This window comes from uncultured Pseudomonas sp., assembly GCF_913777995.1.
Lineage (GTDB): Bacteria > Pseudomonadota > Gammaproteobacteria > Pseudomonadales > Pseudomonadaceae > Aquipseudomonas.
In genome coordinates, this window is the sequence record NZ_CAJYVE010000008.1 from 35,668 (window position 1) to 60,945 (window position 25,278).

General features: G+C 63.8%; 22 protein-coding genes. 12 read left to right on the forward strand and 10 right to left on the reverse strand.

The window, feature by feature from the left end:
• Positions 1-5: 5 nt before the first annotated feature.
• The gene (gene uvrA / locus QZ497_RS02095) at positions 6-2,840 is read right to left on the reverse strand and encodes an excinuclease ABC subunit UvrA (RefSeq protein WP_295470640.1); all 2,835 of its coding nucleotides are present in this window, start codon (positions 2,838-2,840) and stop codon (positions 6-8) included.
• A 128-nt stretch (positions 2,841-2,968) separates the two neighbouring features.
• Here uvrA and QZ497_RS02100 point away from each other — a divergent pair, with 128 nt between their 5' ends.
• On the forward strand, positions 2,969-4,366 hold the full coding sequence (locus QZ497_RS02100) for an MFS transporter (RefSeq protein ID WP_295470641.1): 1,398 nt from the start codon (positions 2,969-2,971) through the stop codon (positions 4,364-4,366).
• 9 nt (positions 4,367-4,375) lie between these two features.
• On the forward strand, positions 4,376-4,912 hold the full coding sequence (locus QZ497_RS02105) for a single-stranded DNA-binding protein (RefSeq protein ID WP_295470642.1): 537 nt from the start codon (positions 4,376-4,378) through the stop codon (positions 4,910-4,912).
• 1,346 nt (positions 4,913-6,258) lie between these two features.
• Here the strand turns inward: QZ497_RS02105 and QZ497_RS02110 are convergent.
• Complete coding sequence (locus QZ497_RS02110) at positions 6,259-7,884, reverse strand: methyl-accepting chemotaxis protein (RefSeq protein ID WP_295470643.1); 1,626 nt, start codon at positions 7,882-7,884, stop codon at positions 6,259-6,261.
• 410 nt (positions 7,885-8,294) lie between these two features.
• On the opposite strand from QZ497_RS02110, the gene QZ497_RS02115 reads away from it, so the two are divergent.
• From QZ497_RS02115 to QZ497_RS02135, 5 genes are all read left to right on the forward strand, one after another.
• Positions 8,295-10,076, forward strand: coding sequence for a GGDEF and EAL domain-containing protein (locus tag QZ497_RS02115; protein WP_295470644.1), 1,782 nt, complete (start codon positions 8,295-8,297; stop codon positions 10,074-10,076).
• Between the two features lie 156 nt (positions 10,077-10,232).
• Positions 10,233-12,464 (forward strand): mechanosensitive ion channel family protein, encoded by a 2,232-nt coding sequence (locus QZ497_RS02120; RefSeq protein ID WP_295470645.1) that lies wholly within the window; start codon positions 10,233-10,235, stop codon positions 12,462-12,464.
• Between the two features lie 102 nt (positions 12,465-12,566).
• Positions 12,567-13,451, forward strand: a complete 885-nt coding sequence (locus QZ497_RS02125) for a sugar nucleotide-binding protein (protein ID WP_295470646.1) — start codon at positions 12,567-12,569, stop codon at positions 13,449-13,451.
• On the forward strand, positions 13,444-14,373 hold the full coding sequence (locus QZ497_RS02130) for an NAD-dependent epimerase/dehydratase family protein (protein WP_295470647.1): 930 nt from the start codon (positions 13,444-13,446) through the stop codon (positions 14,371-14,373). The genes QZ497_RS02125 and QZ497_RS02130 overlap by 8 nt, the downstream gene beginning before the upstream one ends.
• Positions 14,374-14,594: 221 nt before the next feature.
• Positions 14,595-14,978, forward strand: coding sequence for a hypothetical protein (locus QZ497_RS02135; protein ID WP_295470648.1), 384 nt, complete (start codon positions 14,595-14,597; stop codon positions 14,976-14,978).
• A 61-nt stretch (positions 14,979-15,039) separates the two neighbouring features.
• Here the strand turns inward: QZ497_RS02135 and QZ497_RS02140 are convergent, their stop codons facing one another.
• From QZ497_RS02140 to QZ497_RS02160, 5 genes are all read right to left on the reverse strand, one after another.
• Positions 15,040-15,726: an OmpW family outer membrane protein gene (locus QZ497_RS02140; RefSeq protein ID WP_295470649.1), complete on the reverse strand. Its 687-nt coding sequence runs from the start codon at positions 15,724-15,726 to the stop codon at positions 15,040-15,042.
• A gap of 113 nt (positions 15,727-15,839) precedes the next feature.
• Positions 15,840-16,376: a DUF3299 domain-containing protein gene (locus tag QZ497_RS02145; protein ID WP_295470650.1), complete on the reverse strand. Its 537-nt coding sequence runs from the start codon at positions 16,374-16,376 to the stop codon at positions 15,840-15,842.
• On the reverse strand, positions 16,373-17,638 hold the full coding sequence (locus QZ497_RS02150) for an ABC transporter permease (RefSeq protein ID WP_295470651.1): 1,266 nt from the start codon (positions 17,636-17,638) through the stop codon (positions 16,373-16,375). Before QZ497_RS02150 ends, QZ497_RS02145 begins: the two co-directional genes overlap by 4 nt.
• A 1-nt stretch (position 17,639) precedes the next feature.
• Complete coding sequence (locus QZ497_RS02155) at positions 17,640-18,350, reverse strand: ATP-binding cassette domain-containing protein (protein WP_295470652.1); 711 nt, start codon at positions 18,348-18,350, stop codon at positions 17,640-17,642.
• A gap of 63 nt (positions 18,351-18,413) precedes the next feature.
• Positions 18,414-19,007 (reverse strand): DUF2796 domain-containing protein, encoded by a 594-nt coding sequence (locus QZ497_RS02160; RefSeq protein ID WP_295470653.1) that lies wholly within the window; start codon positions 19,005-19,007, stop codon positions 18,414-18,416.
• A gap of 175 nt (positions 19,008-19,182) precedes the next feature.
• Here QZ497_RS02160 and QZ497_RS02165 point away from each other — a divergent pair, with 175 nt between their 5' ends.
• Positions 19,183-19,539 carry a hypothetical protein gene (locus QZ497_RS02165; protein WP_295470654.1) on the forward strand — a complete coding sequence of 119 codons (357 nt, stop codon included), beginning with the start codon at positions 19,183-19,185 and terminating at the stop codon, positions 19,537-19,539.
• Positions 19,540-19,567: 28 nt separating this feature from the next.
• Here the strand turns inward: QZ497_RS02165 and trxA are convergent, their stop codons facing one another.
• The 3 genes from trxA to QZ497_RS02180 all read right to left on the reverse strand — a co-directional run bounded on the left by trxA (position 19,568) and on the right by QZ497_RS02180 (position 21,645).
• Complete coding sequence (gene trxA / locus QZ497_RS02170; RefSeq protein WP_295470655.1) at positions 19,568-20,443, reverse strand: thioredoxin; 876 nt, start codon at positions 20,441-20,443, stop codon at positions 19,568-19,570.
• 111 nt (positions 20,444-20,554) lie between these two features.
• Positions 20,555-21,205, reverse strand: coding sequence for a methyltransferase (locus QZ497_RS02175; protein ID WP_295470656.1), 651 nt, complete (start codon positions 21,203-21,205; stop codon positions 20,555-20,557).
• Positions 21,202-21,645, reverse strand: a complete 444-nt coding sequence (locus QZ497_RS02180; protein ID WP_295470657.1) for a YbaY family lipoprotein — start codon at positions 21,643-21,645, stop codon at positions 21,202-21,204. Before QZ497_RS02180 ends, QZ497_RS02175 begins: the two co-directional genes overlap by 4 nt.
• A 169-nt stretch (positions 21,646-21,814) precedes the next feature.
• Between QZ497_RS02180 and nrdR the strand changes: the two genes are divergently transcribed.
• The 4 genes from nrdR to ribBA are packed head-to-tail and all read left to right on the forward strand — an operon-like array spanning position 21,815 to position 25,234.
• Positions 21,815-22,279: a transcriptional regulator NrdR gene (nrdR, locus tag QZ497_RS02185; protein WP_295470658.1), complete on the forward strand. Its 465-nt coding sequence runs from the start codon at positions 21,815-21,817 to the stop codon at positions 22,277-22,279.
• Positions 22,276-23,412, forward strand: a complete 1,137-nt coding sequence (ribD, locus tag QZ497_RS02190) for a bifunctional diaminohydroxyphosphoribosylaminopyrimidine deaminase/5-amino-6-(5-phosphoribosylamino)uracil reductase RibD (protein ID WP_295470659.1) — start codon at positions 22,276-22,278, stop codon at positions 23,410-23,412. Before nrdR ends, ribD begins: the two co-directional genes overlap by 4 nt.
• A gap of 51 nt (positions 23,413-23,463) precedes the next feature.
• The gene (locus QZ497_RS02195) at positions 23,464-24,126 is read left to right on the forward strand and encodes a riboflavin synthase (protein ID WP_295470660.1); all 663 of its coding nucleotides are present in this window, start codon (positions 23,464-23,466) and stop codon (positions 24,124-24,126) included.
• 16 nt (positions 24,127-24,142) lie between these two features.
• On the forward strand, positions 24,143-25,234 hold the full coding sequence (gene ribBA, locus QZ497_RS02200; RefSeq protein WP_295470661.1) for a bifunctional 3,4-dihydroxy-2-butanone-4-phosphate synthase/GTP cyclohydrolase II: 1,092 nt from the start codon (positions 24,143-24,145) through the stop codon (positions 25,232-25,234).
• Positions 25,235-25,278: the final 44 nt, after the last annotated feature.

Consider the following 25,278-nt stretch of genomic DNA (forward strand, 5'->3'; position numbering starts at 1 on the left):
GGCGGTCAGGCCCTGTCGCGTTCCAGCAACGGCTTGAGGTAGTGACCGGTGTGCGACTGCGGCAACTCGGCCACTTCTTCCGGAGTACCGGTGGCGATGATCTGGCCACCTTTCGAGCCGCCCTCGGGGCCCAGGTCGACCAGCCAGTCGGCGGTCTTGATCACGTCGAGGTTGTGCTCGATCACCACCACGGTGTTGCCGTGGTCGCGCAGCCGGTGCAGCACGTCCAGCAACTGCTGGATATCCGCGAAGTGCAGGCCGGTGGTCGGCTCGTCGAGGATGTACAGGGTCTTGCCGGTGTCACGCTTGGACAGCTCGCGGGACAGCTTGACGCGCTGCGCTTCACCGCCCGACAGTGTGGTCGCCGACTGGCCCAGCTTGATATAGGACAGGCCCACGTCCATCAGGGTCTGTAGCTTGCGCGCCAGCGCCGGCACCGCATCGAAGAACTCACGGGCATCCTCGATGGTCATTTCCAGCACCTCGTGGATGTTCTTGCCCTTGTACTTGATCTCCAGGGTTTCGCGGTTGTAGCGCTTGCTCTTGCACACGTCACAAGGCACGTAGATGTCCGGCAGGAAGTGCATCTCCACCTTGATCAGGCCGTCACCCTGGCAAGCTTCGCAGCGGCCGCCCTTGACGTTGAACGAGAAGCGTCCCGGTCCATAGCCCCGCGAGCGGGATTCCGGTACGCCGGCGAAGAGTTCGCGGATCGGCGTGAACAGCCCGGTGTAGGTCGCCGGGTTGGAGCGTGGCGTGCGGCCAATCGGGCTCTGGTCGATGTCGACCACTTTGTCCAGGTGTTGCAGGCCGTTGATGCTGTCGTGCGCCGCCGCCTCCAGAGTGGTCACGCCGTTGAGTGCGGTGGCCGCCAGGGGGAACAGGGTATTGTTGATCAACGTCGACTTGCCCGAGCCGGACACACCGGTGACGCAGGTCAGCAGGCCGATGGGGATTTCCAGGTTGACGTTGCGCAGGTTGTTGCCGCGCGCGCCCTTGACGGTCAGCGACAGCTTCTTGTTGCGCGGCGTGCGCTTGGCTGGCACCTCGATCTTCACCCGGCCAGACAGGTACTTGCCGGTCAGCGAGTCGGCATGCGCCATCACCTCGGCCGGTGAGCCCTCGGCAACGATCTGCCCACCATGCACACCGGCACCCGGACCGATGTCGACCACGTAGTCGGCCAGGCGAATCGCATCCTCGTCGTGCTCGACCACGATCACCGTATTGCCGATGTCGCGCAGGTGCTTGAGGGTCGCCAGCAGGCGGTCGTTATCGCGCTGGTGCAGCCCGATGGACGGCTCGTCGAGAATGTACATCACCCCTACCAGGCCGGCACCGATCTGGCTGGCCAGGCGGATACGCTGCGCCTCGCCGCCCGACAGGGTGTCGGCACTGCGGTCCAGGGTCAGGTAATCCAGGCCCACGTTGACCAGGAACTGCAGGCGCTCGCAGATCTCCTTGAGGATCTTGGCGGCAATTTCGCCGCGTCGACCGGTCATGGTCAGGCCGGAGAAATACTCGGCGGCGTCGCCGATCGGCAGGCTGGTCACCGCAGGCAGGGTGCGGTCGCCCACCCAGACATGGCGCGCTTCACGACGCAGGCGCGTGCCGCGGCAGTCCGGGCAGGCCTGGGTGCTGAGCAGCTTGGCCAGCTCTTCACGTACGGTGGCCGACTCGGTTTCCCGATAGCGCCGCTCCAGGTTCGGCACGATACCTTCGAACGGGTGTGCACGCTTGACGATGTCGCCGCGGTCGTTGAGGTAGCGGAATTCCACGCTGTGGGTGCCGCTGCCGTTGAGCAGGACCTTCTGGATATCGGCCTTGAGTTCCTTGAATGGAATGTCGAGGCTGAAGCCGTAGTGCTGCGCCAGCGAGCCGAGCATCTGGAAGTAATAGACGTTGCGCCGGTCCCAGCCGCGTATCGCCCCCTCGGCCAGGGTCAGCTCGGCGTTGACCAGGCGCTTGACGTCGAAGTATTGCTTCACGCCCAGGCCGTCGCAGCTCGGGCAGGCGCCGGCCGGATTGTTGAAGGAGAACAGCTTGGGCTCCAGCTCGCTGATCGCGTGGCCGCACACCGGGCAGGCGAAGCGCGCCGAGAAGATCATCTCTTCGCCTTCCTCGTCGTCCATGGGCGCCACCCAGGCGATACCGTCGGCCAGCTGCAGGGCGGTCTCGAAGGACTCGGCCAGGCGCTGCTGCAGGTCGGCACGCACCTTGAAGCGGTCGACCACCACGTCGATGGAGTGCTTCTTCTGTTTATCCAGCTTGGGCACTTCATCGAGTTCGTAGAGCTTGCCGTCGACCCTGGCGCGAACGAAGCCCTGGGCACGCAGCTCTTCGAACACCGACAGGTGCTCGCCCTTGCGCTCGCGCACCACCGGGGCCAGCAGCATCAGCTTGCGGCCCTCGGGTTCGGCGAGAACCAGGTCGACCATCTGGCTGACGGTCTGCGCCTCCAGAGGAATGTCGTGGTCCGGGCAGCGTGGCTGACCGACCCGTGCATACAGCAGGCGCAGGTAGTCGTAGATCTCGGTGATGGTGCCGACGGTCGAGCGCGGGTTGTGCGAAGTGGATTTCTGCTCGATGGAAATCGCCGGCGACAGGCCTTCGATGGTATCGACATCGGGCTTTTCCATCATCGACAGGAATTGCCGGGCATAGGCCGACAGCGACTCGACGTAGCGACGCTGGCCCTCTGCGTACAGGGTGTCGAACGCCAGCGACGACTTGCCGGAGCCGGACAGGCCGGTGATGACGATCAGCTTGTCGCGAGGAAGGGTCAGGTCGATGTTCTTCAGGTTGTGGGTACGTGCCCCACGAATCAGGATTTTGTCCACTGCGGCCTCGCTGGCGGGCATAAACGACGAAGTATACGGCTCCACGCCATTACGCGGCAAAGCGCCGCGTATGTGCCGTACCTCGTTGGGACTGGTAGAATCGCCGCCGGTTCATACGAGGTTTTTCCATGCACGATCCCCATAGCGAACGCATGAGTGGTGTCGAGACCCGCGCGGCGGGAGGCCTGGCGCTGGTGTTCGCCTTCCGCATGCTTGGCATGTTCATGGTCCTGCCGGTGTTGTCCACCTACGGCATGGACCTCGCCGGTGCCACGCCAGCGCTGATCGGCCTGGCCATCGGTGCCTACGGCCTGACCCAGGCGATCCTGCAGATTCCATTAGGCTTCATTTCCGACCGCATAGGCCGACGCCCGGTGATCTACCTCGGCTTGCTGATATTTGCCGTGGGCAGTGTGGTGGCGGCGGGGGCGCACTCCATCGAGGGCGTCATCGTTGGTCGGGTTCTGCAGGGCGCCGGGGCCATTTCCGCAGCGGTCATGGCGTTGCTGTCCGACCTCACCCGCGAGCAGCACCGTACCAAGGCCATGGCCATGATCGGCATGACCATCGGCCTGTCCTTCGCCATCGCCATGGTCATCGGCCCGGTACTGACCAGTGCCTTCGGTCTCTCCGGGCTGTTTCTGGCGACCGGCATCATGGCCCTGCTGGGCATCCTGATCGTCGCCTTCATCGTGCCCAAGGCCGCTGGACCCTTGATGCACCGCGAGTCGGGTGTCGACAAGGCCGCCCTGGGCTCGATTCTGCGCAACCCCGATCTGCTGCGCCTGGACCTGGGTATCTTCGTGCTGCATGCCATGCTCATGTCCAGCTTCGTGGCCTTGCCGCTGGCGCTGGTAGACAAGGCCGGGCTGCCCAAGGAGCAACACTGGTGGGTGTACCTCACCGCGCTGCTGATTTCCTTCTTCGCCATGGTGCCGTTCATCATCTACGGCGAGAAGAAACGACGCATGAAGCGCGTCCTGACAGGCGCTGTTACCGTGCTGATGCTCTCTGAAATATTCTTCTGGGCATTCGGCGACACGCTGCGGGCCCTGGTGACCGGCACCGTGGTATTCTTCACCGCGTTCAACCTGCTGGAGGCGTCGTTGCCGTCGCTGATCAGCAAGGTTTCGCCGGCAGGCGGCAAGGGCACGGCTATGGGGGTTTACTCCACCAGCCAGTTCCTGGGCTCGGCCACCGGCGGCATATTGGGCGGTTGGCTGTTCCAGCACGGAGGCCTGGACCTGGTATTCCTGGGCGGTGCCATGATGGCGGCCCTCTGGCTGGTCTTCGCGGTAACCATGCGCGAACCGCCCTACGTGACCAGCCTGCGCATGCCGCTGTCGCCCGAGGCGCAACGCGAAGCAGGGCTGGCTCAACGCCTGATGTCCGTACCAGGCGTGACGGACGCTGTGGTGGTTGCCGAGGAGGCAGCCATCTATATCAAACTCGATACAAAACTATTGGATCGCGCGTCGCTCGAAAGGCTGGTCAATCATCCAGCCAACCAAACGTGCGAAGCCTAGGAGAACGTTATGGCCCGTGGGGTTAACAAAGTCATATTGGTCGGTACATGCGGCCAGGATCCCGAAGTCCGTTACCTGCCTAACGGCAACGCCGTGACCAACCTGAGTCTGGCCACCAGCGAACAGTGGACCGACAAGCAGAGCGGCCAGCGTGTCGAGCGCACCGAATGGCACCGTGTCTCGCTGTTCGGCAAGGTCGCGGAAATCGCCGGCGAATACCTGCGCAAGGGTTCGCAGGTGTATATCGAAGGCAAGCTGCAGACCCGCGAATGGGAAAAGGACGGTATCAAGCGCTACACCACCGAGATCATCGTCGACATGCAAGGCACCATGCAGCTGCTCGGCGGCCGTCCGCAGCAGGGCGACAACCAGGGCGGCGGCAACTATGCCCAGTCCGCGCCACGCCCACAGCAGTCGCGCCCGGCACCCGCCCCGCAACAGCAGTCCTATGGCCAGCAGCCACAGCGCGAATCGCGCCCGGCACCACAGCAGGCTCCACAGCCAGCCGCTGACTTCGACAGCTTCGACGACGATATTCCGTTCTAGAGAGCACCTTAGCGAAAACGGTGAAACTTTTCTTGGAGAGCCCCGCACTTGCGGGGTTTTCTTCGTTTTGGGTATGTAAAAAAAACGCCTCTAGATTTTACTTTGGTGCACACAATGTAAAAAAATAAATTGTGGAGGCGTCATGGACGTATCGATGCGCAGACTTGTACCTGCTGACGGCGAGCGATTTGTGGTGCTGTTCGATGGTTCAGGTATGCCTCTTTACTACTCGGCACGTGCTTCGTGAACGCGGTCAGGTCACTAAAGTATTGGCCCCCGCTGCGGTTCAGGAGAAAGCCTTGAACCCTTATTGGACATTCCCGGCTCAAGGTGTGTATCGGTGTAGTGACCTCTCGTGCCAAAGCCAGCCTTTATTAGGGCGATAGCTCCTTTTCTACACCGTGCATTAAGGTGCACCTTCATACCACAATATCCTCGGAGCGCCTTGCAACGCAACCGTCGCTCAGGGCTGTCCGATCCGCCGCTCGAGACGCGTTTTATGGCCGACTGTTCCAACTTGAAAATTCGATGTGATTTCCGCCCAGCAGGTGTTTCCAAACCGGGCAACCGATTGCACTGAAACGACACTGGTAGGAGGTGGCCAATGACTACAAGCGGCCTCTGAATGTGTGGTAGCGTGAGCACATTCCGATAGCTTTGATATGACGGCTTGCACGCGTCAAATTGCGCGGCGTTAGAAGAAGCATGTATTCATCTTGATGTCTAAGAAACTGCGGGAGGTTGATGTTGATCGCGTTTATATTGACAGTGCTTTCTTCAGCAGCGCTTTGGATGGATGCACACACAAATAGGTGTGAAGTTGAAAAGCGTCCATTAGGAAAGCTCTATTATATTGTTAGAGTTGTGAGTTTGGTGGTGGCTTTGGCTTTGTGGGCATTTGTTACTAAGGTTAATTTTTTTAGTTGATTTTTTGAAAAAATAATCTTTGCATCCGTTGGGGTTGTTTCGAACGGCGACAGGCAATGATGTGCTGTTTGCTGTAGATTCATCAGATTTTGTAAACGCTGAAGCGGATAAAAACCGTTATCGGAATGGCTGAAGACGTTATTAAGAAGGGGGGATGAGTTAGGGAATCTCTGAAGTAGGCATCGGGCGAAGGCCATCTGCTTCATCAGGCGGCTCAGCGGTGGAAGTCAGGCATTTTGCCAAATTTGCACGGCTTCTTCAGATAATCCCTAAGCATACATCTTGGGAACGGCTTAGGTCGGGCAGTGCTTCTCGACTGAGGCGGCTCTTACAGGCGGTTGCCATCCCCATTCGGGGATGCATGAAAAAGCCCCGCACGGCCAACGCCGGCGGGGCTTTTTCTTAGGCAACAGGGCCGGTCAGAGTCGGAACTTGGCCACCATCGCGTTGAGTTCCACGGCCAGGCGCGACAGCTCCTGGGCCGAGGCGCTGGTCTGGTTGGCGCCTGCCGAGGTCTGCATGGCCAGGTCGCGGATGTTCATCAGGTTGCGGTCCACCTCGCGGGCAACCTGCGCCTGTTCTTCGGAGGCGCTGGCGATCACCAGGTTGCGCTGGTTGATCGAGGCGATGGCTTCGGCGATCAGTTGCAGCGCCTCGCCGGCGGCTTGCGCTACGTCCAGGGTGGTGCCCGCACGGTTCTGGCTGGTCTGCATGGCTTCCACGGCGCGTCCGGTGCCGGTCTGGATCGAGCCGATCATCTGCTCGATTTCCTCGGTGGACTCCTGAGTCCGATGGGCCAGGGCCCGTACTTCGTCGGCGACCACGGCGAAGCCGCGCCCGGCTTCACCGGCACGCGCGGCTTCGATGGCTGCGTTAAGGGCCAGCAGGTTGGTCTGCCCCGCCACGGTACCGATCACGTCGAGCACCCGGCTGATTTCGTTGGCGCTGCTGGCCAGTTGCTCGATTTCCTGCGCGGTGCCGCTCACGTCCTGCACCAGCAGGCGGATGGACATCAGCGCTTCATCGACCTGATCCCGGCCGCTGCGGGTGGTCTGGTCGGCGCCCTTGGAGGCTTCGGCGGTGCTGACCGCATTGCTGGCGACTTCTTCCACGGCAGCGGTCATCTGGTTCACCGCCGTGGCGGCCTGGTCAATCTCGGCGTTCTGCTGATGCAGGCCTCGACTGGTGTCTTCGGTCACGCTGTGCAGTTCTTCGGAAGCCGAGGCCAGTTGATCGGAGGAGGCGGCGATCTGGCGCAGCGTCTGGCGCAGATTCTCTTGCATATGGCGTAGCGCGGTGAGCAGCAGGGCCGGCTCGTCACGGCCCTTGACCTGCACCTCGCGGGTCAGGTCGCCGGTAGCGACCCGCTCGGCGACGGCCACGGCTTCGGCCAGCGGCACCACGATGCTGCGGGTCAGCAGGGTGGCGATGACGATCAGCGCCAGCACGATGATCGTCAGGCTCAAGGCAATGACCCAGACGGCTTCATGGGACAGATCGGTGCTGAGCTGCGAGGCGTTGTCGGCGCCGTCGGAGTTGAAGCGGATCAGGGCGTTGAGCGCTTTGCTGAGTGCGTCGGTGATTTCACCCAGCGGGCCATTGACCTGCTGGCGGGCCTGTTCCAGCTGACCCGCCAGCACCAGGTCACGAATCTTGCCCTGCTGTTCCAGGTAGCGGGCCTTGGCGTTCAGCAGTTCGGTATACAGCCGCCTGTCGGTGGCGTCGTAAACGGTGCTTTCATAATCGCCCAGGCCTGCTTCTATCTGCCGGCTGATCTCGTCGACCTTGGCCAGTGTGGCCCGGCGCTGGGAGGGCTCGTCTTCGAGCAGGCTGCGCATGGTCAGAGCCCTGGCGCGACCAATATTGCTGCCGACATCGCTGAGGTTGACCACCGACGGCATCCACATGTTGCGGATTTCGGCGGTGGCGTTGTCCATCCGGCGCGTTTCGTAGAGGGCAATCAGGCCGAGGGCGATGACCAGCAGACCCAGCATGGTGAACATGAGGGCGGCCCGGGCGCCGATTTTCATTTCTCGAAACTGCATGGGAGGCTCCTTGGCCGACGTGGGAGGGGGTATATGGGATCCGACTTCGATGATGTCGCTTTAATATCGTTCCTTGGGCGCGCTAAATTTTTGCATGCATTTTTCTTGTAGAAGAGCAGTCATGCGTCCATGTCCCGGCTTTTGGAAAAAAAGTGGAGCGATACGGGGAACGTTTTGAGCGGGCCGCCGGTCTGGATGATGGCCTATTGCTAGATTTGCTCGCCGCTTCCTGTTGCGCTCCAGCCGCTCTGGCGCCGCGTTCAACGTCGTGACGCCTTCCCTTGCCGAGAACGCCTGGCAGGCTTGTGGCCGTCATGCTTCATTGAAAATATTGATGATGGCAATAGGGCATTTATATGAGGCGGCGAGTGTCTCATCCTTAACCAGGTTCTCTTGAAGGGCGTACTGACATGCAAATCGCACCCTTGCCCGACAATGAGCGGGAACGCCAAGCCAAGGTCTTCGAGCTGTGCGTCGAGCACCTGGACGAACCGGAAGAGTTGCAGGCACTGGTGGCCCTGGCGGGCAATCATTTCGCGGTGCCTATCTGCCTGGTGTCGATTGTCAGTGAGCATCAGCAGTGGTTCATGGCCAAGACCGGGCTGGATGCGCACTCCACATCCCGCGACGTGTCGTTCTGTGCGCATGCCATCCACCAGCCCAAGCCCCTGGAAGTGCCGGATGCGCTGCTGGACCCGCGGTTTTTCGACAACCCGCTGGTCACGGGGGCGCCGGGTATCCGTTACTACTGCGGTGCGCCCTTGCTGACGGAAAACGGCATTGCGATCGGCAGCCTGTGTGTGATCGATACCGTGCCCCGTCCGCCGATGTCCGAGGCCGAGCGGAGCATGCTCACCGGATTCGCCGAGATGGTGATGAAGATTCTTGTCGGCATTCGCCAGCGCAATTTCTTCGATCATCCCACCGGATTGTTGAACCGCTTCAGGCTGGAATGCGACGTGCTGGAGCGCCTGGCCCGCGGCGAGCGCTTCACGCTCCTGGCCCTGGACATCATGCAGGCCTCGGCGCTCAACGACGTGGTCACGGCCCTGGGCTACAACTTCGCCCAGGACCTGGTGCTGGAGGTCAAGCAACGTGTCACTGAGCAGCTGGGTTGCGACCTGCAGCTGTACAAGATCAGCCCCACGCGTTTTAGCGTGATTCTGCCTGAAGGGCAGGATGTCCCACGCCTGAGCGCACGGATGGTCGAGGCGCTGCAGCGCCCGATTTACTGTCATCAGATTCCTGTGCCCCTGGACCCCGGCATCGGCATTCTGGAAATCTCGCGGCTCGAAGGCGATGGCCGTGATCTGGAGTGGTTGCGCCGTGCGATCGGCGCCGCCGAGGCGGCTCGCCATGAGCCGGGGCGCTGTGCCTGGTATCAGCCTGATGTGGATGCAGCGCAGCGTCGTGCGTTCATTCTGCTCACCGCACTGGTGCAGGCGCTGCAAAGTGCAGATCAGCTCAGCCTGCATCTGCAACCGCGCATCGACCTGGACTCCGGCTGCTGTCGTTCGGCCGAGGCCCTGCTGCGCTGGAAGCATCCGGTGTTGGGCGATATTTCCCCGGCGGAATTCATTCCTCTGGCGGAAAAGACTGCGCTGATCACCGAGATCAGCGCCTGGGTCATGCATGAAGCGCTGCGCATTCTGGCGCACACCCGTGGCATGGACTTCAGCATCAGCATGAATGTCACCGCCCGCGACCTGGAAAGCTCGCTGTTCATGGACAGCCTGCTGGAGGAACTGCAGCGCCTGGATATCCATCCCTCGCGCCTGCAACTGGAGTTCACCGAAAGCGTGTTGATCGAGCGCCTGGAAGTGGTTCAGCAGCAACTGCAGCGGGCGCGTCAGGCCGGTATCGACATCGCCATCGATGATTTCGGCACCGGCTACAGCAACTGGGCCTACCTGAGCCGCATTCCGGCGTCGGTGGTCAAGCTGGACCGTTCACTGGTGCAGAAGTCGGCCGTGACCGCTCGTGACCGCCTGCTGGTGCAATCACTGGTTTCGCTGGCCACCCGGCTGGGCTATCGGGTGACCGCCGAGGGTATCGAAACCGCCGAGCTGCTCGAACAGGTCAAGACCTGGGGCTGTTCCGAAGCGCAGGGTTTCTACCTGGGCATGCCCATGACCCTGGCCGCCTTCGAGCACTGGTACTGCAAGGCCGACCGCGCCAGCTCGGTAGCCTGAACTTTCGTCGGCACAGCCCGAGTGCACCGAGTTATTCCCATGGACAGGTAAAGAGGCAAGCGATTTCTTGCCTATCCTGGCGAACTTGCGCGCCCTGGGGGGATCAGTTTCTGGTGAACGATGATCCCTTAGGACACCGGTGGAGGAGCGCGCGGCGTGGTGTGTCAGCTGAGAAACCTGGTCTTGCTGGTGGTGCTGGCGTTTGCCGGCAACCTGTCATTGCAGGCGGCGGAAGTGCCCGCGCTGCCGATGGGCGCGGCGGCCGACAAGGCCGACGCCAAGCCCGATGACAAGGCCGCTCCCGGCCCTGTGGATAAGAAGCCGGCCACCGAGGCTGACAAGAAGGATCCGCCGCCCGAGGCCGACAAGCCGGCGGATGAGCAGGGCGCTGCACCGGAAATCCTCGTCGAAGGCGGCCTGCTGGGCGCGCTGAGCGGTAGCATCGATGATGTTCAGCGAGCACTGAACCTCAATGCTGACCTGCTCGACACCTGGCGCGTACGGGCCGACCGTGCGGCCAGCGAGATCGACCGTCTGGTCAACAAGCCCTCGCCGCGCACTGCCTGGCAGATGACCGGTGATTTCCTGCTGCTCTCGGTGGTGTGGATCGGCACCTTCGCGCTGCTGTGCGGGGCCGGCAGCTTCGTGGCGCGGCGGGTGAACCGGCGTTCGTTCATGCGCAGCTGGGAGCGCACCCGGGGGTTGCTCAAGTACCTGCTGCCGTTCACCCTGCCGGCGCTGATCTGCCTGCCGCTGACGGTGTACATCAGCCAGTTCGTGCCCAGCTCCCTCGGTCGGGCGCTGGCGCTGTGCTTTGCCTACGCCACCAGCAGTGGCATCTTTTCCACCTCGGTGCTGCTGTGCGTCATTGTCATGTTCAATGCCGGGCATAAGCGGACCGCGGTGCGCATCCTGCGTCGCTATTGCCCACGGCCGTTGTTCGTCATCGGCTTCCTGGCGGCGCTGAGCGATGCACTGACCAGCCCGCAGATCGCCCGGCAGATCGGCAGCAACGTCACCACCAGCATCGCCGTATTCACTGGCCTGGTCGCTTCGGCGGTGTTCTGCGTGCTGGTGATCCGCATGCGCCGGCCGGTCGCACACCTGATTCGTAACCGCGCCTTGAGCAGTCGTACCCGCCAGCCGGCGTTGCAGCAGTCGCTGAAGATCTTCTCCAACCTGTGGAATCTGCCGATCCTGCTGATGATCCTGGTTTCGGCGGTAAACCTCATCGGTGCTGGCGAAGACAGCCAGCAGACGCTGCGCTGCGCGCTGTTCACCACCTTGCTGCTGATTGCCACGGTCTTCATCAGCACCGTGTTCCAGCATCTGTTCAAGCGCCCCAGCGATCAGGTGGCGCGCAGTGGACACGCCTACAAGGCGCGTCTGATCAGCCTGGTGTATGCCTGCCTGCGCATTGCCCTGGCGGTGACCTTCATCGAAGTGCTGGGGCGCATCTGGGGCTTTTCGCTGTTCGAGTTCGCCCAGCGCAATACCCTGGGGCGGGCGATCAGCGATTCGTTGAGCGGCATCGGCCTGATCTTCCTGGTGACCTGGCTGCTCTGGGTGGTGCTCGACACCGCCATCCAAGAGGCGCTCAAGCCACCGGTCAACCAGCGCCACGGTCGCCAGCCCAGCACCCGGGTCAAGACCATCCTGCCGCTGTTGCGCAATGCGATCAAAATCATCCTGGTGGTGATCTGCGCCATTACCACCATGGCCAACCTGGGCATCAACGTCGCACCACTGCTGGCCGGTGCCGGTGTGGTGGGCCTGGCCATCGGTTTCGGTTCGCAGCAGCTGGTCCAGGACGTCATCACCGGGCTGTTCATCATCATCGAAGACACCTTTTCCATCGGCGACTGGGTGGTGCTCAGCACCGGCCATTCCGGCACCGTGGAAAGCCTGACGATCCGTACCGTACGCCTGCGCGACGGCAAGGGCTTCGTGCACTCGGTGCCGTTCGGCCAGATCAAGGCCGTGACCAACCAGTCGCGGCAGTTCGCCTACGCGTTCTTCTCGGTGCAGTTCACCTACGACACCGACATCGACGAGGCGCTGGCGCTGATCCGCGAGACCGGCCAGTCGATCACCGAGGACATCCTGCTCAAGAACAACCTGCAAGGGCCGCTGGAGGTGTTCGGCGTCGACCGTATGGACCTCAACGGTGTGGTGCTGACCGCGCAGTTCCGGACTTCGTCGGGTGGCCAGTACAGCGTCGGGCGAGCCTTCAACGAGCGCCTCAAGAAGCTTGTCGACCAGCACCCCAAGGTGCATTTCGCGCAGACTTATCCACAAGTGGTGATGAACCCAGGCGCCGCGCATCGCAGCCAGGCCGCCGAGGCCGAGGGGCCGCCAGCGCCAGCGCCGGGCTCCGGTGCGGCGTGACGCGCCGGGGCGGGTGTTGGGCCTGGCCGGTCAACGTGATATGTTTGCAGGCGTTTTCAAACCTGATGACCTGATCAATCCGATACCGAGCCTGCTGACTCTATGCGAATGCGCCTTATGCTGTTGGGCGGCGGGAATGCCCTCGGGCAGGCGCTGATACGTCTGGGTGCCGAGGAAGACATCGCGTTCCTCGCACCGCGTCCGCCGCAAGATGGCTGGGACGCAGCCAGCCTCACGCAACTGCTCGACGACACCCGTCCCGATGCCCTGATCAACCTGGCCTACTACTACGACTGGTTCCAGGCCGAGTCCGTGAGCGAATCGCGCCTGGCGACGCAAGAGCGCTCGGTGGAGCGCTTGGCCGAACTCTGCCAGCACCACAACATCATCCTCTTGCAGCCTTCCAGCTACCGGGTCTTCGATGGCTCGCGGGCCACCGCCTACAGCGAGAAGGACGATCCGCTACCGCTCGGTATTCGCGGCCAGGCGCTGTGGCGCATCGAGCAGAGCGTGCGGGCCGCCTGCCCGCAACATGTGCTGGTGCGCTTCGGCTGGTTGCTCGACGACAGCCGCGACGGTGTGCTCGGGCGTTTCCTGAGCCGTGCCGAACAACCCGAGCCGCTGTTGCTGGCCGATGATCGGCGTGGCAACCCGACACCGGTTGACGACGCGGCGCGGGTGCTGCTGTCGGTGCTCAAGCAGCTGGACTGCGAAGCGCCGCTGTGGGGCACCTATCACTACGCGGGCCATGAGGCGACCACCCCGGTGGCGCTCGGCCAGGCCATCCTCACCGAGGCGCGGCTGCTGCACCCGCTGGCCATCGAGGCGCCCACGCCGCAGGCGCATGCCGCCCGCCCGGATGCCGCAGAAGAGCCGCAGCATGCGGTGCTGGCCTGCAAGAAAATCCTTCACACCTTCGGGATCAAGCCCCGCGCCTGGCGCGCCGGTCTGCCCATCCTGCTCGACCGGTACTATCGACATGTCTGATGCCCCCGTCCTCATCACTGGCGGCGCCGGTTTCATCGGTTCGCACCTGGTCGACGCATTGCTCGCCAACGGGCGCAGCGTGAGGGTGCTCGACGACCTGTCCACCGGCAAACGCAGCAACCTGCCGCTGGACGATGCGCGTGTCGAGTTGATCGAAGGCAATGTGGCCGATGCCGCCCTAGTAGCGCGTGCCGTGCAAGGTTGCCAGGCGGTGGTGCACCTCGCGGCGGTGGCCTCGGTGCAGGCCTCGGTGGACGACCCGGTGAGCACTCACCAGAGCAACTTCATCGGCACCCTGAATGTCTGCGAGGCCATGCGCGCCGCCGGCATCCAGCGGGTGCTGTTCGCCTCCAGCGCGGCGGTGTACGGCAACAATGGTGAAGGCGAGGCCATTGGCGAAGACACGCCCAAGGCGCCCCTGACCCCTTATGCGGCCGACAAGCTGGCCAGCGAGCACTACCTGGACTTCTATCGTCGCCAGCATGGGCTGGAACCGGTGGTGTTCCGTTTCTTCAATATATTCGGCCCACGCCAGGACCCGTCCTCGCCCTATTCCGGGGTGATCAGCATCTTCGCCGAGCGCGCGGTCAAGGGCCTGCCGATCACAGTATTCGGCGACGGTGAGCAGACCCGCGATTTCTTCTATGTCGGTGATCTGGTCGGTGTATTGGTGCAGGCGCTTGAGCAGCCTGTGGTCGAGCCCGGCGCGATCAACATCGGCTTGAATGCCACCACGTCGTTGAACCAGTTGCTCGGCGCTTTCAAGGAGGTGGTCGGCAGCCTGCCGATGGTGAGCTACCAGGCCGCGCGTGCGGGTGACATCCGCCATTCGCGGGCCAACAACCAGCGCTTGCGCGAGCGTTTCAGCCTGCAACAGCCCACCCCGCTGATCGACGGTCTGGCTCGCCTGCTCGGCCGCTGAGCCGCTGTCGGCCCCGTGGCTTGCGCGGGGCTGGCTTCCCTGCTTTCACCCCCTCCAATCATCCATCGCCATCGCTGCTGTAGGCGTACCGCTTCTGCGCTGTGGGTTTTTTCTGTTTCTGCAGAAGTGGCCCTTTGCGTTCTTGAGTCAGACGCGGCCCTGGAGAATATTCTCGCCTCTTTTCCAGACCAATCATCACGGATGAAGGAGCGGGTACCAGGGTGAAACAGCTTCAACTGACAGCAGAGAATGGCGAATACGAAGCCACGGGTTTTGCCCTGCATTACGCGGGGTATCTGGAGGAGCGGGATTCTCAAGTACAGTTTTCGCACGTCGCCGCTATCGTGCTGGCGTGTCTGGGCATCGGGCTCGTGCTGTTCACGGGCATGTACCCGTTGGGGTTTATCCCCGTAGCATTGGCGATATTGCTTAAACGGGCCAATGGTGATGCGCCTCTGTCAGCCGAGGCCTACCTGAAGAAATCCTGGTTCCTGCTCTTGCCCGACGGCACGCAGTGCGATGAGCGGCTAAGTATCGCCTGGCTGGAGGATGACCGCTTCGCTATCGAAATCATGACCGAAACTGTACCGCATAGAGTCGCCTGAATGAAAAAACCTCGCGGGGCCAATGCGCCCCGCGAGGTTTTTCCCGGCCCTGGTCAGGCGCTTAGAACTTGTAGCCCACACCCACCATGTAGACCCACGGGTCGATGTCCACATCCACTTTAGTCTTGCCGACGCTCAGCGCCGAAGGGCCGTCGACGCTGGCCTTGGTGTCGATGTCCACGTACCACACGGCGGCGTTGAGCAGGAAGTGCTCGGTCAGTTGGTAGTCCATGCCGATCTGCCCGGCCAGGCCTACGGAATCCTTCAGTTTGAGGTTGCTGAAGCCCTGGTCCTTGCGGTTGCCGGTCAGATCGGTGTCGAAGAACTTGGTGTAGTTCAGGCCCACGCCAACGTACGGCTGGAAGGCCGAGGACGCGGCCATCGGGTAGTACTGCAGCGACAGGGTTGGCGGCAGTTGTTTGATGTCGGCCAGCTTGCCGTCCAGGCCCGGGCCCAGACCATGGACCGAAACGGTGTGGCTGAACGGCGTGGCGGCCAGCAGCTCGATGCCGACGTGCTCGTTGAGCATGTAGGCGAAGGTCAGGCCCAGCTGGTTTTCGCCGTCCACCGAGGCCTTGGTGCCGGAAACCTTGGTACCGTCCAGGCGCAGTTCACCGCTGTCTTCATGCGGGTCGACGTGGGCTACACCGGCACGCACGATGAAATCGCCGGGCTGGTGGGCCTGGGCGGCGAGCGGGGCGGCAAGGGCGAGTGCGCACACCGAGGCGCACAGCAGGGACTTGTTCATGGAAGCTCCAGAGCGGTTAAAAAGGTCTGGAGCCATGGTAGGAGGGCGTCTGCGCCGCGGCCTTGACTCAGCTCAATGAAAGGTCGATGAGTGGCGCCTCAGGTCCGAAACGCTCAGGAATCGGACAACTCGTAGACATATATCTTGTCGGCTTCCATCTGGTAACCCGCCTCGGCCAGCTCGCTGCTGCTGTGCTTGGCCTGCATCGGTCCTTCGATCCAGTAGGGCTGGTACAGCTCGTCGACCTTCACGCCCAGCTCGCTGGTGACATGTACGATCTGGTTGGCCGGCGGCGGCGGCACATGGATGCAGGCGCCGAAATAGGGCACCAGCAGAAACTCGGTGACCCGTCCTTCCTCGCTGACCTCCAGCGGCACGATATAGCCCGGCAAGCGCACCTGCTTGCCATCCAGCGCCTTGACCACCGGCGCGTCCGGCGCCAGTTGATGGGCCGCTGGGGCCGCTTCCATGGCCAGGGCATCGCCCATCTTCGACAGGTCGTGGAGCGGCTGGGTTACCGGCTTCACCGGGGGCGCGTCCGGTGGAATCAGCTCTTCCCAGGTCAGCACCTGAGGGTCGGCCGCCCAACCGGCGAGCGGGGCGCAAAGCAGCAGGGCAAGCAGCAGGCGTCGCACAATAGAGGTCCTCATAGGCGGATCGACAGGCCGTCGGCCAGGGATTGGCGGTAGGCGCGCCAGGCGGGCACCACGCCCATCAACAGCGCCGCACCCAAAATGCCAGCGAGCAGTGTCCATTCATATTCACTGGGCCAGGCCAACGGCAGGTACAGGCCGTATTCCGACTGCACGTAGCCCTGCGCCACAGCGATACCCAGGTACAACAGCGCCAGCCCGGCCACCGCGCCAGCCAGGGCCAAGGCGAAGGCTTCGAGAATCAGCAGGCTGGCGATGTGCCAAGGGCGAGCGCCCACCGAACGCAGAATGGCCATTTCCCGGCGCCGCTCGTTGAGGCTGGTGAGGATCGCGGTGAGCATGCCGATCAGCCCGGTGAGCACCACGAACAGCGAGATCACGAACAGCGCTTTCTCTGCCGTGCCCATCAGGCTCCACAACTCCTGCAGGGCTACGCCGGGCAGGATGGCGAGCAGGGGTTCGCCACGGAATTCGTTGATTTCGCGTTGCAGGCTGAAGGTCGAGATCTTGCTGTTGAGCCCGAGCAGGAAGGCGGTGATGGCCTTGGGCGTGAGGTCCATGTTGCGCGCCTGGTCGGCAGAGATGCGCTCGTTGCCACGGGCCGGCGCACCGTTGTGCCAATCGATGTGGATCGCCTCCATGCCACCCAGGCTGATGTGCAGGGTGCGGTCCACCGGCGTGCCGGTGCGCTTCAGGATGCCGACCACGGTGAACGGTTTATCGTCATGCTTGACCAGGCTGATGGTCGCTACGCCATGGGCCAGCACCAGTTTGTCGCCCAGCTTGTAGTGCAGTGCCTCGGCCACCTCGGCGCCGAGCACCACCTCGAACGGGTCACTCTGGAATGGCCGCCCCTGGGCCAGCTCCAGGGCTTGCTGGCGACCGTAGCGGTAATGCTCGAAGTACGCCTCGCTGGTGCCCATCACCCGGTAGCCGCGGTGCGAGTCACCCAGGGAAATCGGAATCGCCCATTTCACCTGCGGGTGGTTGGCGAAGTGTTCAAAGCTGTCCCAGCGGATGTTATTGGTCGCATTGCCGATGCGAAACACCGAGTACAACAGCAGATTGATCGAGCCGGAGCGGGCGCCGACGATCAGGTCGGTGCCGCTCACGGTACTGGCGAAGCTGGTCCGCGCCTCAGTGCGTACGCGTTCCACGGCCAACAGCAGGCAGACCGACAGGGCAATGGCGAACGCCGTAAGGAACGCGGTGAAGCGGCGGTTGGCCAGGCTGGCCATGGCCAGGCGAAGCAGATACATCTCAAATCTCCACGGCGACGGCGGCGCGATTGAGCTCGGCCAGTGACAGGTTGCGATCGAACAAGGCGGCCAGGCTCTGGTCATGGCTGACGAACAGCAGGCTGGAGCCGGCCTCGCGGCATTCGGCGAACAGCAACTGCAGGAACGCCTCACGGGCGTCGGCATCCAGGGCCGAGGTCGGTTCGTCGGCGATCACCAGCTCGGGCTGGCCGATCAGCGCTCGTGCGGCGGCCACGCGTTGTTGCTGGCCGATGGACAGGGCATCGGCGCGGCGATCCAGGAGCGTGGTGTCTTTCAAACCGAGATGAGCGAGCAGGGCAACCGCGGCCTCAGCCACCGAACCATGCCGCTGGCAGGCGCGGTCGGCGCGCAGCCGGGAGAAGTGACAGGGCAGTTCGACGTTTTCACGCACGGAAAGAAACGGCAGCAGGTTGAACTGCTGGAAGATGTAACCGGTGTGGTCGACCCGGAAGCGATCACGGGCGCCGGCCGAGAGCCGGTTCAGCTCCTCGCCCAGCAGGCGGATGCTGCCCCGCACCGGCAACTGCACGCCGCCCAGCAGGCCGAGCAGGGTGGTCTTGCCGCTGCCGCTCGGGCCTTTCAGGAACAGGGTTTCACCGGCTTCCAGGCGGAAGGCCGGAATGTCCAGCAACAACGGGTGGCCGGGCCAGTTGAAACCCAGGTCCGTCAGTTCGATAAGTGCCTGGCTCATGCCCTGACTCTCGATGGGGAAAACGAAACGACCGGGCAGGCCCGGTCGCTGTGGCACCAGGGGTCAGAACTTGACGCTGGGGTTGGCGGCGATCACCTCGGCACCCGACTGCCCGCCGGGGGAGATCAGCTGGACCTGCAGCTTCTTGGTGTCCGGGAAGGTCTTGAACACCTGGCTGAGGTCGAGTTTCTTCAGAATCGCCGGTGCATCGCAAGTGAAGATGTATTTGGCGTGGATCTCGCTGTGCTCGTGATGATGCTCGTCGGGCTTGGCGTGTTCATCTTCATCGTGATCGTCGTCGTCCTTGTCGCCGAACAGCGGGCTTTCCAGTTTCACCGAGCGCGCCGAGCATTGCGCCGCTTCAGAGATGCTGAACAGCGCATTGGGCTTGAGCAGCAGCTCGCGGGCCTTGGCCAGCTTGGCCTTGTCGTCGTCGCTGCCAGGGGCATGTTCGAAGCCGACGATGTTCATGGCAGGGCTGTCGAATTCCAGCTCCAGGGTCTTGCCTTCCAGCACGGCGTTGAGGCGGCCGACGCCGTGTTCGTGGGCGCCCAGGCTTTCATGCTCGTGATCGTGGTCATGTTCGGCGGCAGCGAAGGCCTGAGGGGCGGCCAGAGGCAGCAGGGCGAAGGGCAGGGCGAGCAACAGGCGGCGCATGGGTGAGGCTCCAGGGAGAGGGTTACAAAATGTAATGTAATCTTATAACGGGCGCGCTGAATGATGCCGGTTTTTTTCCTTCGCGTCGACTTCGCTGCTGCGCCCGGCTTGTGGTGGGTGGGCAGGGCAGGACGGCTGTGGGAGCATGGCGGCCTGATCGTTGGGGAAACAGACTATGCGGATTCGCGGAAGCATCGGCCAGTGGCCGGTGGACCTGAACATCGAACTGGATGAAAGTGATTGGGCCAGCCTGGCTGGGCTGTTGGGCAAAGCATCGCCCGTCGAGGCTCCGGCCAGGCCCGCCGCACCTACCGCCGCTCGGCCGGCGAACCAGGATGACCGGCTCTGGCAGGCGGCCTGCGAACTGCTGCGCGAGGCCGGGCAGCTCAGCGGCCCGGAGCTGGCCGGGCGCCTGGAAGATCTGACCGGCAGTGAATCCGCCGCCAAGCGCCTGCTGGTGCGCTTGCGTCACAACGCCAGTGTGAAGGTGCAAAGCGGCGCGGATGCACCGCTGTACAGCTGGGTCGGATAGGCGAGGGCTTCGCAAGCTCCCACTGGCGTCAGTAGAGAGCAGCGAACAGCTTGCGGCGATAAGTGGTGACCAGCGGGTGATCGTTGCCCAGCAGATCGAACACCTGCAGCAGGGTCTTGTGCGGCAGACCCTCGTCATAGCTGCGATTGCGGATGAACAGCTTGAGCAGGCCGTCCAGCGCTGCTTCGTATTGCTGACGCGACAGCTGCTGGATCGCCAATTGATAGGCCGCCTGATCGTCCTGCGGGTTCTGCGCCAGGCGGCTTTTCAGTTCGGCGCCGTCCGGCAGTTGCGCGGCCTGGGCGAGGAAGGTCAGCTGCGCCTTGGCACCGGCCAGTTCGGCCTTGTGCGCATCGTCGCTCTTCACCGCGTCGAGAACGGTGCGGGCTTCACTCAGCTCACCGCGCTCGGCCAGGCAGCGAGCATAGAGGATCAGCCCGCGCGCGTTGCTGTTGTCTTCGCTGAGCAGCACCTTCAACTGCGCCTCGGCTTCCGCGAAGCGGCTCTCGGCGAACAGTTCCTGGGCCAGTTGCAGCGGGTCGGCGGCGCGGGGCGCGGGCATCTGCACATGGGCTTCGAGCAGCTTGCGGATTTCCGACTCCGGCTGGGCGCCGGCAAAGCCGTCCACCGGCTGGCCATCCTTGAACAGCACGACGGTGGGCAGGCTGCGAATGCCGAAGCGGCCGACGATTTCCTGTTCGATGTCGCAGTTGACCTTGGCCAGCGCCAGGTTGCCCTGGTAGCTCTCGGTAATCTGCGCCAGCAGTGGCATCAGGACCTTGCAGGGCGCGCACCACTCGGCCCAGAAGTCCACCAGCACCGGCTGCTGGAACGACTTCTCGATGACCTGCTGATCGAAGGTGTTGACGGTGACGTCGTAGATGTAAGGCGTGTCCTGGCTCATTGCGCGTCTCGGCATATCAGAATGTTGCCAACTATAAAGCCCACGGCACATTGCCGAAAGCCGTGCTGCGCGTAGGACCGCCGGCTGGCGTCAAGGTGCGATGAGTGTGGTTCAGCCCTGGCGTGCCGCGTGGTACAGGCTGACCTGGCGAAATTCCCAGGGCTCGGCCAGGTCGGGCAGTGTCAGCGCCTGGAGCTTGCCCAACGGGCGGTAGGCGGGGTGCTGGAAGTCGCGTACCCGCGAGTCGGCCACCAATACCTCACGGCCACGGCTGAGGAACTGGTCGAGCAGCGGCAGGTTGGCGCGGTCGTAGAGCACGTCGGCGACCAGGATCAGGTCGTAGCGGTCGGCCTCATTGAAGAAGTCCGCCGAATAGCCCAGCGTGACCTGGTTGAGCACGGCGTTGGCACGGCAGGCGGCCAGCGCCAGCGGGTCGAGATCGCAGGCCACCACTTCCAGCGCGCCGGCCCGTGCGGCCGCGATGGCCGCCACGCCCGAGCCGGCGCCGAAGTCCAGCACCCGTTTGCCAGCCACCCAATGCGGCTGCTCGGCGAGAAAGCGCGCCATGGCCAGGCCGCTGGCCCAGCAGAAACTCCAGTACGGCGGTTCTTCGAGAATGCGCCGGGTTTCCTCGGCGCAGAAGGCGCGGTCCATGTTGGCCGGGTCGATCAGCCACAGGCTCAGGTCGGTGTCCGGCAGCGGCGTCACGACCAGCCGGGCATCACCCAGCAGCTCGCCCAGCGCCTCCTGTAGCGCCTTCACGGCGCCTTGACGAGCTGCAGGGGGCCAAGGGCCTGGGTCACGGGTTGCTCGATGCGCATCGACGGCAGGTGCATGACCAATTGCCCGGACTGGATGGCCCGGGCACGCAGCTCGACCCGCGCCCCGGCCGGGAACGCCTCGGGGTTGAAACGCAGCTGGAAGGGCAGTGACTGGCCGGTGCTCTGCAGCTTGCTGCTGGTCAGCAGCTTCTGCGGCCGGCCCCGTTCGTCGACCACCAGCATGGCCATCTCGACCTCGGCACCGGCGGGCGCTCCCAGCAACTGGCCGCTCACTTCGCGTTGATAAGGCAGCAGTGGGCCGGGGCCTTCGGGAACCTTGGCGACCGGTGCGGCCGGTCGCGGCGCGGGCGGCGGTTCGGTGCTGCTGCAGGCGGCCAGCAAGGCGGCCAGGGCGAGGGCGACGATGTGTTTCGGTGACATGCGGACTCCGGCGAGGCAGCAGGAGCACCTGAGGGGCTCCCGCATCGGTGTGAATCAATAGCGGCAGTTTCATATCGCCGTGCCCGCCTGTCCAGCGCCGCCTGAGTCTTGTCATGCCGATGAGATGCGCTACCATGGCGCTCCCCTTTTTCCAGTGGCTTGCCACCCCATGCACTGTCCCTTCTGCGCTGCCAACGACACCAAGGTCATCGATTCGCGCCTGGTTGCCGAAGGCGAGCAGGTACGTCGCCGTCGCGAATGCCTGGCCTGCGGCGAACGCTTCACCACCTTCGAAACCGCCGAACTGGTCATGCCACGGCTGATCAAGCAGGACGGCCGACGCCAGCCATTCGATGAAGACAAGCTGCGTGCCGGCATGCAGCGTGCCCTGGAAAAGCGCCCGGTCAGTGTCGAGCGCCTGGAAGCGGCGCTGGCGCACATCAAGCACAAACTGCGCGCCACCGGCGAGCGTGAGGTCAAGTCGCTGGTGGTCGGCGAACTGGTCATGGGCGAGCTGCAGAAACTCGATGAAGTTGCCTACATCCGTTTCGCCTCGGTGTACCGGCGCTTTCAGGACCTCAACGAATTCCGCGAAGAGATCGAGCGCCTGGCGCGCGAGCCGGGGAAGGAATGAGCAGCGAACAACGCGTCCTCGACGCCCACTACATGGCGCGCGCCCTGGAGCTGGCGCGCCAGGGGCTGTATTCCACGCATCCCAACCCACGGGTCGGCTGCGTGATCGTGCGCGACGGCCAGGTGGTAGGCGAGGGCTGGCACGTGCGTGCCGGTGAGCCGCATGCTGAAGTTCATGCTCTGCGTCAGGCCGGTGAGCGGGCTCGTGGCGCCACCGCCTACGTCACCCTGGAGCCCTGCAGTCACCACGGGCGTACCCCGCCCTGCGCCGAAGCGCTGGTCGCCGCCGGCCTGGGGCGCGTGGTCGCGGCGATGCAGGACCCCAACCCGCAGGTTGCCGGGCGTGGCCTGCAGCGCCTGCGCGAGGCCGGTATCGCGGTCGACAGCGGCGTGCTGGAGGACGAGGCCCGGGCGCTGAACAGTGGTTTCATCAAGCGCATGGAAAGCGGCCGGCCCTATGTACGGGTCAAGCTGGCCATGAGCCTGGACGGTCGCACCGCCATGGCCAGCGGCGAAAGCCAGTGGATCACCGGTCCCCAGGCGCGCGCCGAAGTGCAGCGCCTGCGCGCGCAGTCCAGCGTGGTGCTCAGTGGCGCCGATACGGTACTCGCTGACGCGGCGCGTCTCACCGTGCGCTCCGCCGAGCTGGGCCTGGACGCCGAACTCACCGCCTTGGCCGCCGCCCGGCCGCCGCTGCGGGTACTGATCGACGGGCGCCTGCGGGTGCCGCTGGACCAGCCATTCTTCCAGGCCGGCCCTGCCATGGTAGTGACCTGCGCAGGCGAAGACGCCGACGCCCGCTACCAGGCGCAGGGGCATGAGCTGGTGAACCTGCCCGGCAGCGACGGCCACGTCGACCTGCCTGCGCTGCTCGATGCGCTGGGGGCCATTGGCGTCAACGACGTGCTGGTCGAGGCCGGCCCGCGCCTGGCTGGCGCCTTCACTCGATTGGGCCTGGTCGACGAATTCCAGATTTTCATCGCCGCCAAGTTCCTCGGCTCCGAAGCGCGGCCGCTGCTGGACCTGCCGCTGTCGCGAATGAGCGAAGCGCTGGCGCTGAAAATCGTGAAAATGCGCGCCATCGGCAACGACTGGCACGTCATCGCTCTGCCTGTGCCCACGCCAGGCGTATAATTCCCGGCTTTGCCCGAACCTTCCGGGCAGCCAGTCCCAGCGGAGGACCTCATGTTTACCGGCATCATCGAATCCATCGGCAGCATCCGGGCCCTGACCCCCAAAGGCGGCGACGTCCGCGTCTACGTGGAAACCGGCAAGCTCGACCTGGGCGACGTCAAGCTTGGCGACAGCATCGCGGTAAACGGCGTGTGCCTGACCGCCGTCGAGCTGCCTGGCGACGGTTTCTGGGCCGACGTCAGCCGCGAGACCCTCGACGTAACGGCGTTCGTCGACCTCAAGGTCGGCAGCCGGGTCAACCTGGAAAAGGCCCTGACCCCCAGCTCGCGCCTCGGCGGCCACCTAGTCAGCGGCCATGTCGACGGCGTGGGCGAAATCGTCTCGCGCGAGGAAAATGCCCGCGCCATCCAGTTCCGCGTACGCGCCCCGCGCGAGCTGGCCAAATACATCGCCCACAAGGGTTCGATCACCGTCGACGGCACCAGCCTGACCGTCAACGCCGTGCATGGCGCGGAGTTCGAGCTGACCATCGTGCCGCACACCCTGGCCGAGACCATCATGGCCGACTACCGGCCGGGTCGTAAGGTCAACCTGGAGGTCGACCTGCTGGCCCGTTACCTCGAGCGCCTGCTGCTCGGTGACAAGGCCGCCGAGCCGGCCCAGGGCGGCATCACCGAAAGCTTCCTGGCCGCCAACGGCTACCTGAAATCCTGACCCAAGGGGGTGCCGAGTGGCGCTCAACACGATTGAAGACCTGATCGAAGACATTCGTCAGGGCAAGATGGTCATCCTCATGGATGACGAAGACCGCGAAAACGAAGGCGACCTGATCATGGCCGCCGAATGCGTCAAGGCTGAACACATCAACTTCATGGCCCGTTATGCGCGCGGTCTGATCTGCATGCCGATGACCCGCGAGCGCTGCGAAACGCTCAAGCTGCCGCTGATGGCGCCGCGCAACGGTTCGGGCTTCGGCACCAAGTTCACGGTGTCCATCGAGGCCGCCGAGGGCGTGACCACCGGCATCTCCGCCGCCGACCGTGCGCGTACCGTGCAGGCCGCCGCGGCCCGCGACGCCAAGGCTGAAGACATCGTCAGCCCTGGGCACATCTTCCCGCTGATGGCCCAGCCGGGCGGCACCCTGGTGCGCGCCGGGCACACCGAGGCGGCCTGCGACCTGGCGCGCATGGCCGGTTTCGAACCTTCCGGGGTGATCTGCGAGATCATGAACGACGACGGCACCATGTCGCGTCGCGCCGAGCTGGAAGCCTTCGCCCTGGAGCACGACATCAAGATCGGCACCATCGCCGACCTGATCCACTACCGGATGACCCACGAACGCACCATCCAGCGCGTCGCCGAGCAGCCGGTGGACAGCGAAGTGGGGCACTTCAACCTGGTGACCTACCGCGACTCGGTGGAAGGCGAAGTGCACCTGGCCCTGACCCTGGGCACCATCAGCGCCGACGAGCCCACTCTGGTACGGGTCCACAACATGGACCCGCTGCGCGACCTGCTGCTGATCAAACAGCCTGGTCGCTGGAGCCTGCGTGCGGCCATGGCCGCCGTGGCCGAGGCCGGCAGCGGTGTGGTGCTGCTGCTCGGTCACCCGCTCGATGGGGACGTGCTGCTCGCGCACATCCGTGAGACCGCCGGTCAGCAGCCGATCAAGCTGCCGAGCACCTACAGCACCGTAGGCGCCGGTTCGCAGATCCTGCGCGACCTTGGCGTGCGCAAGATGCGCCTGATGAGTTCGCCGATGAAGTTCAACGCGATATCCGGTTTCGACCTGGAAGTTGTAGAATACGTGCCATCGGAATGACGACACCCCCCGCAGCCGGCAAAAAACTGCTTTTTGCCGGCTGT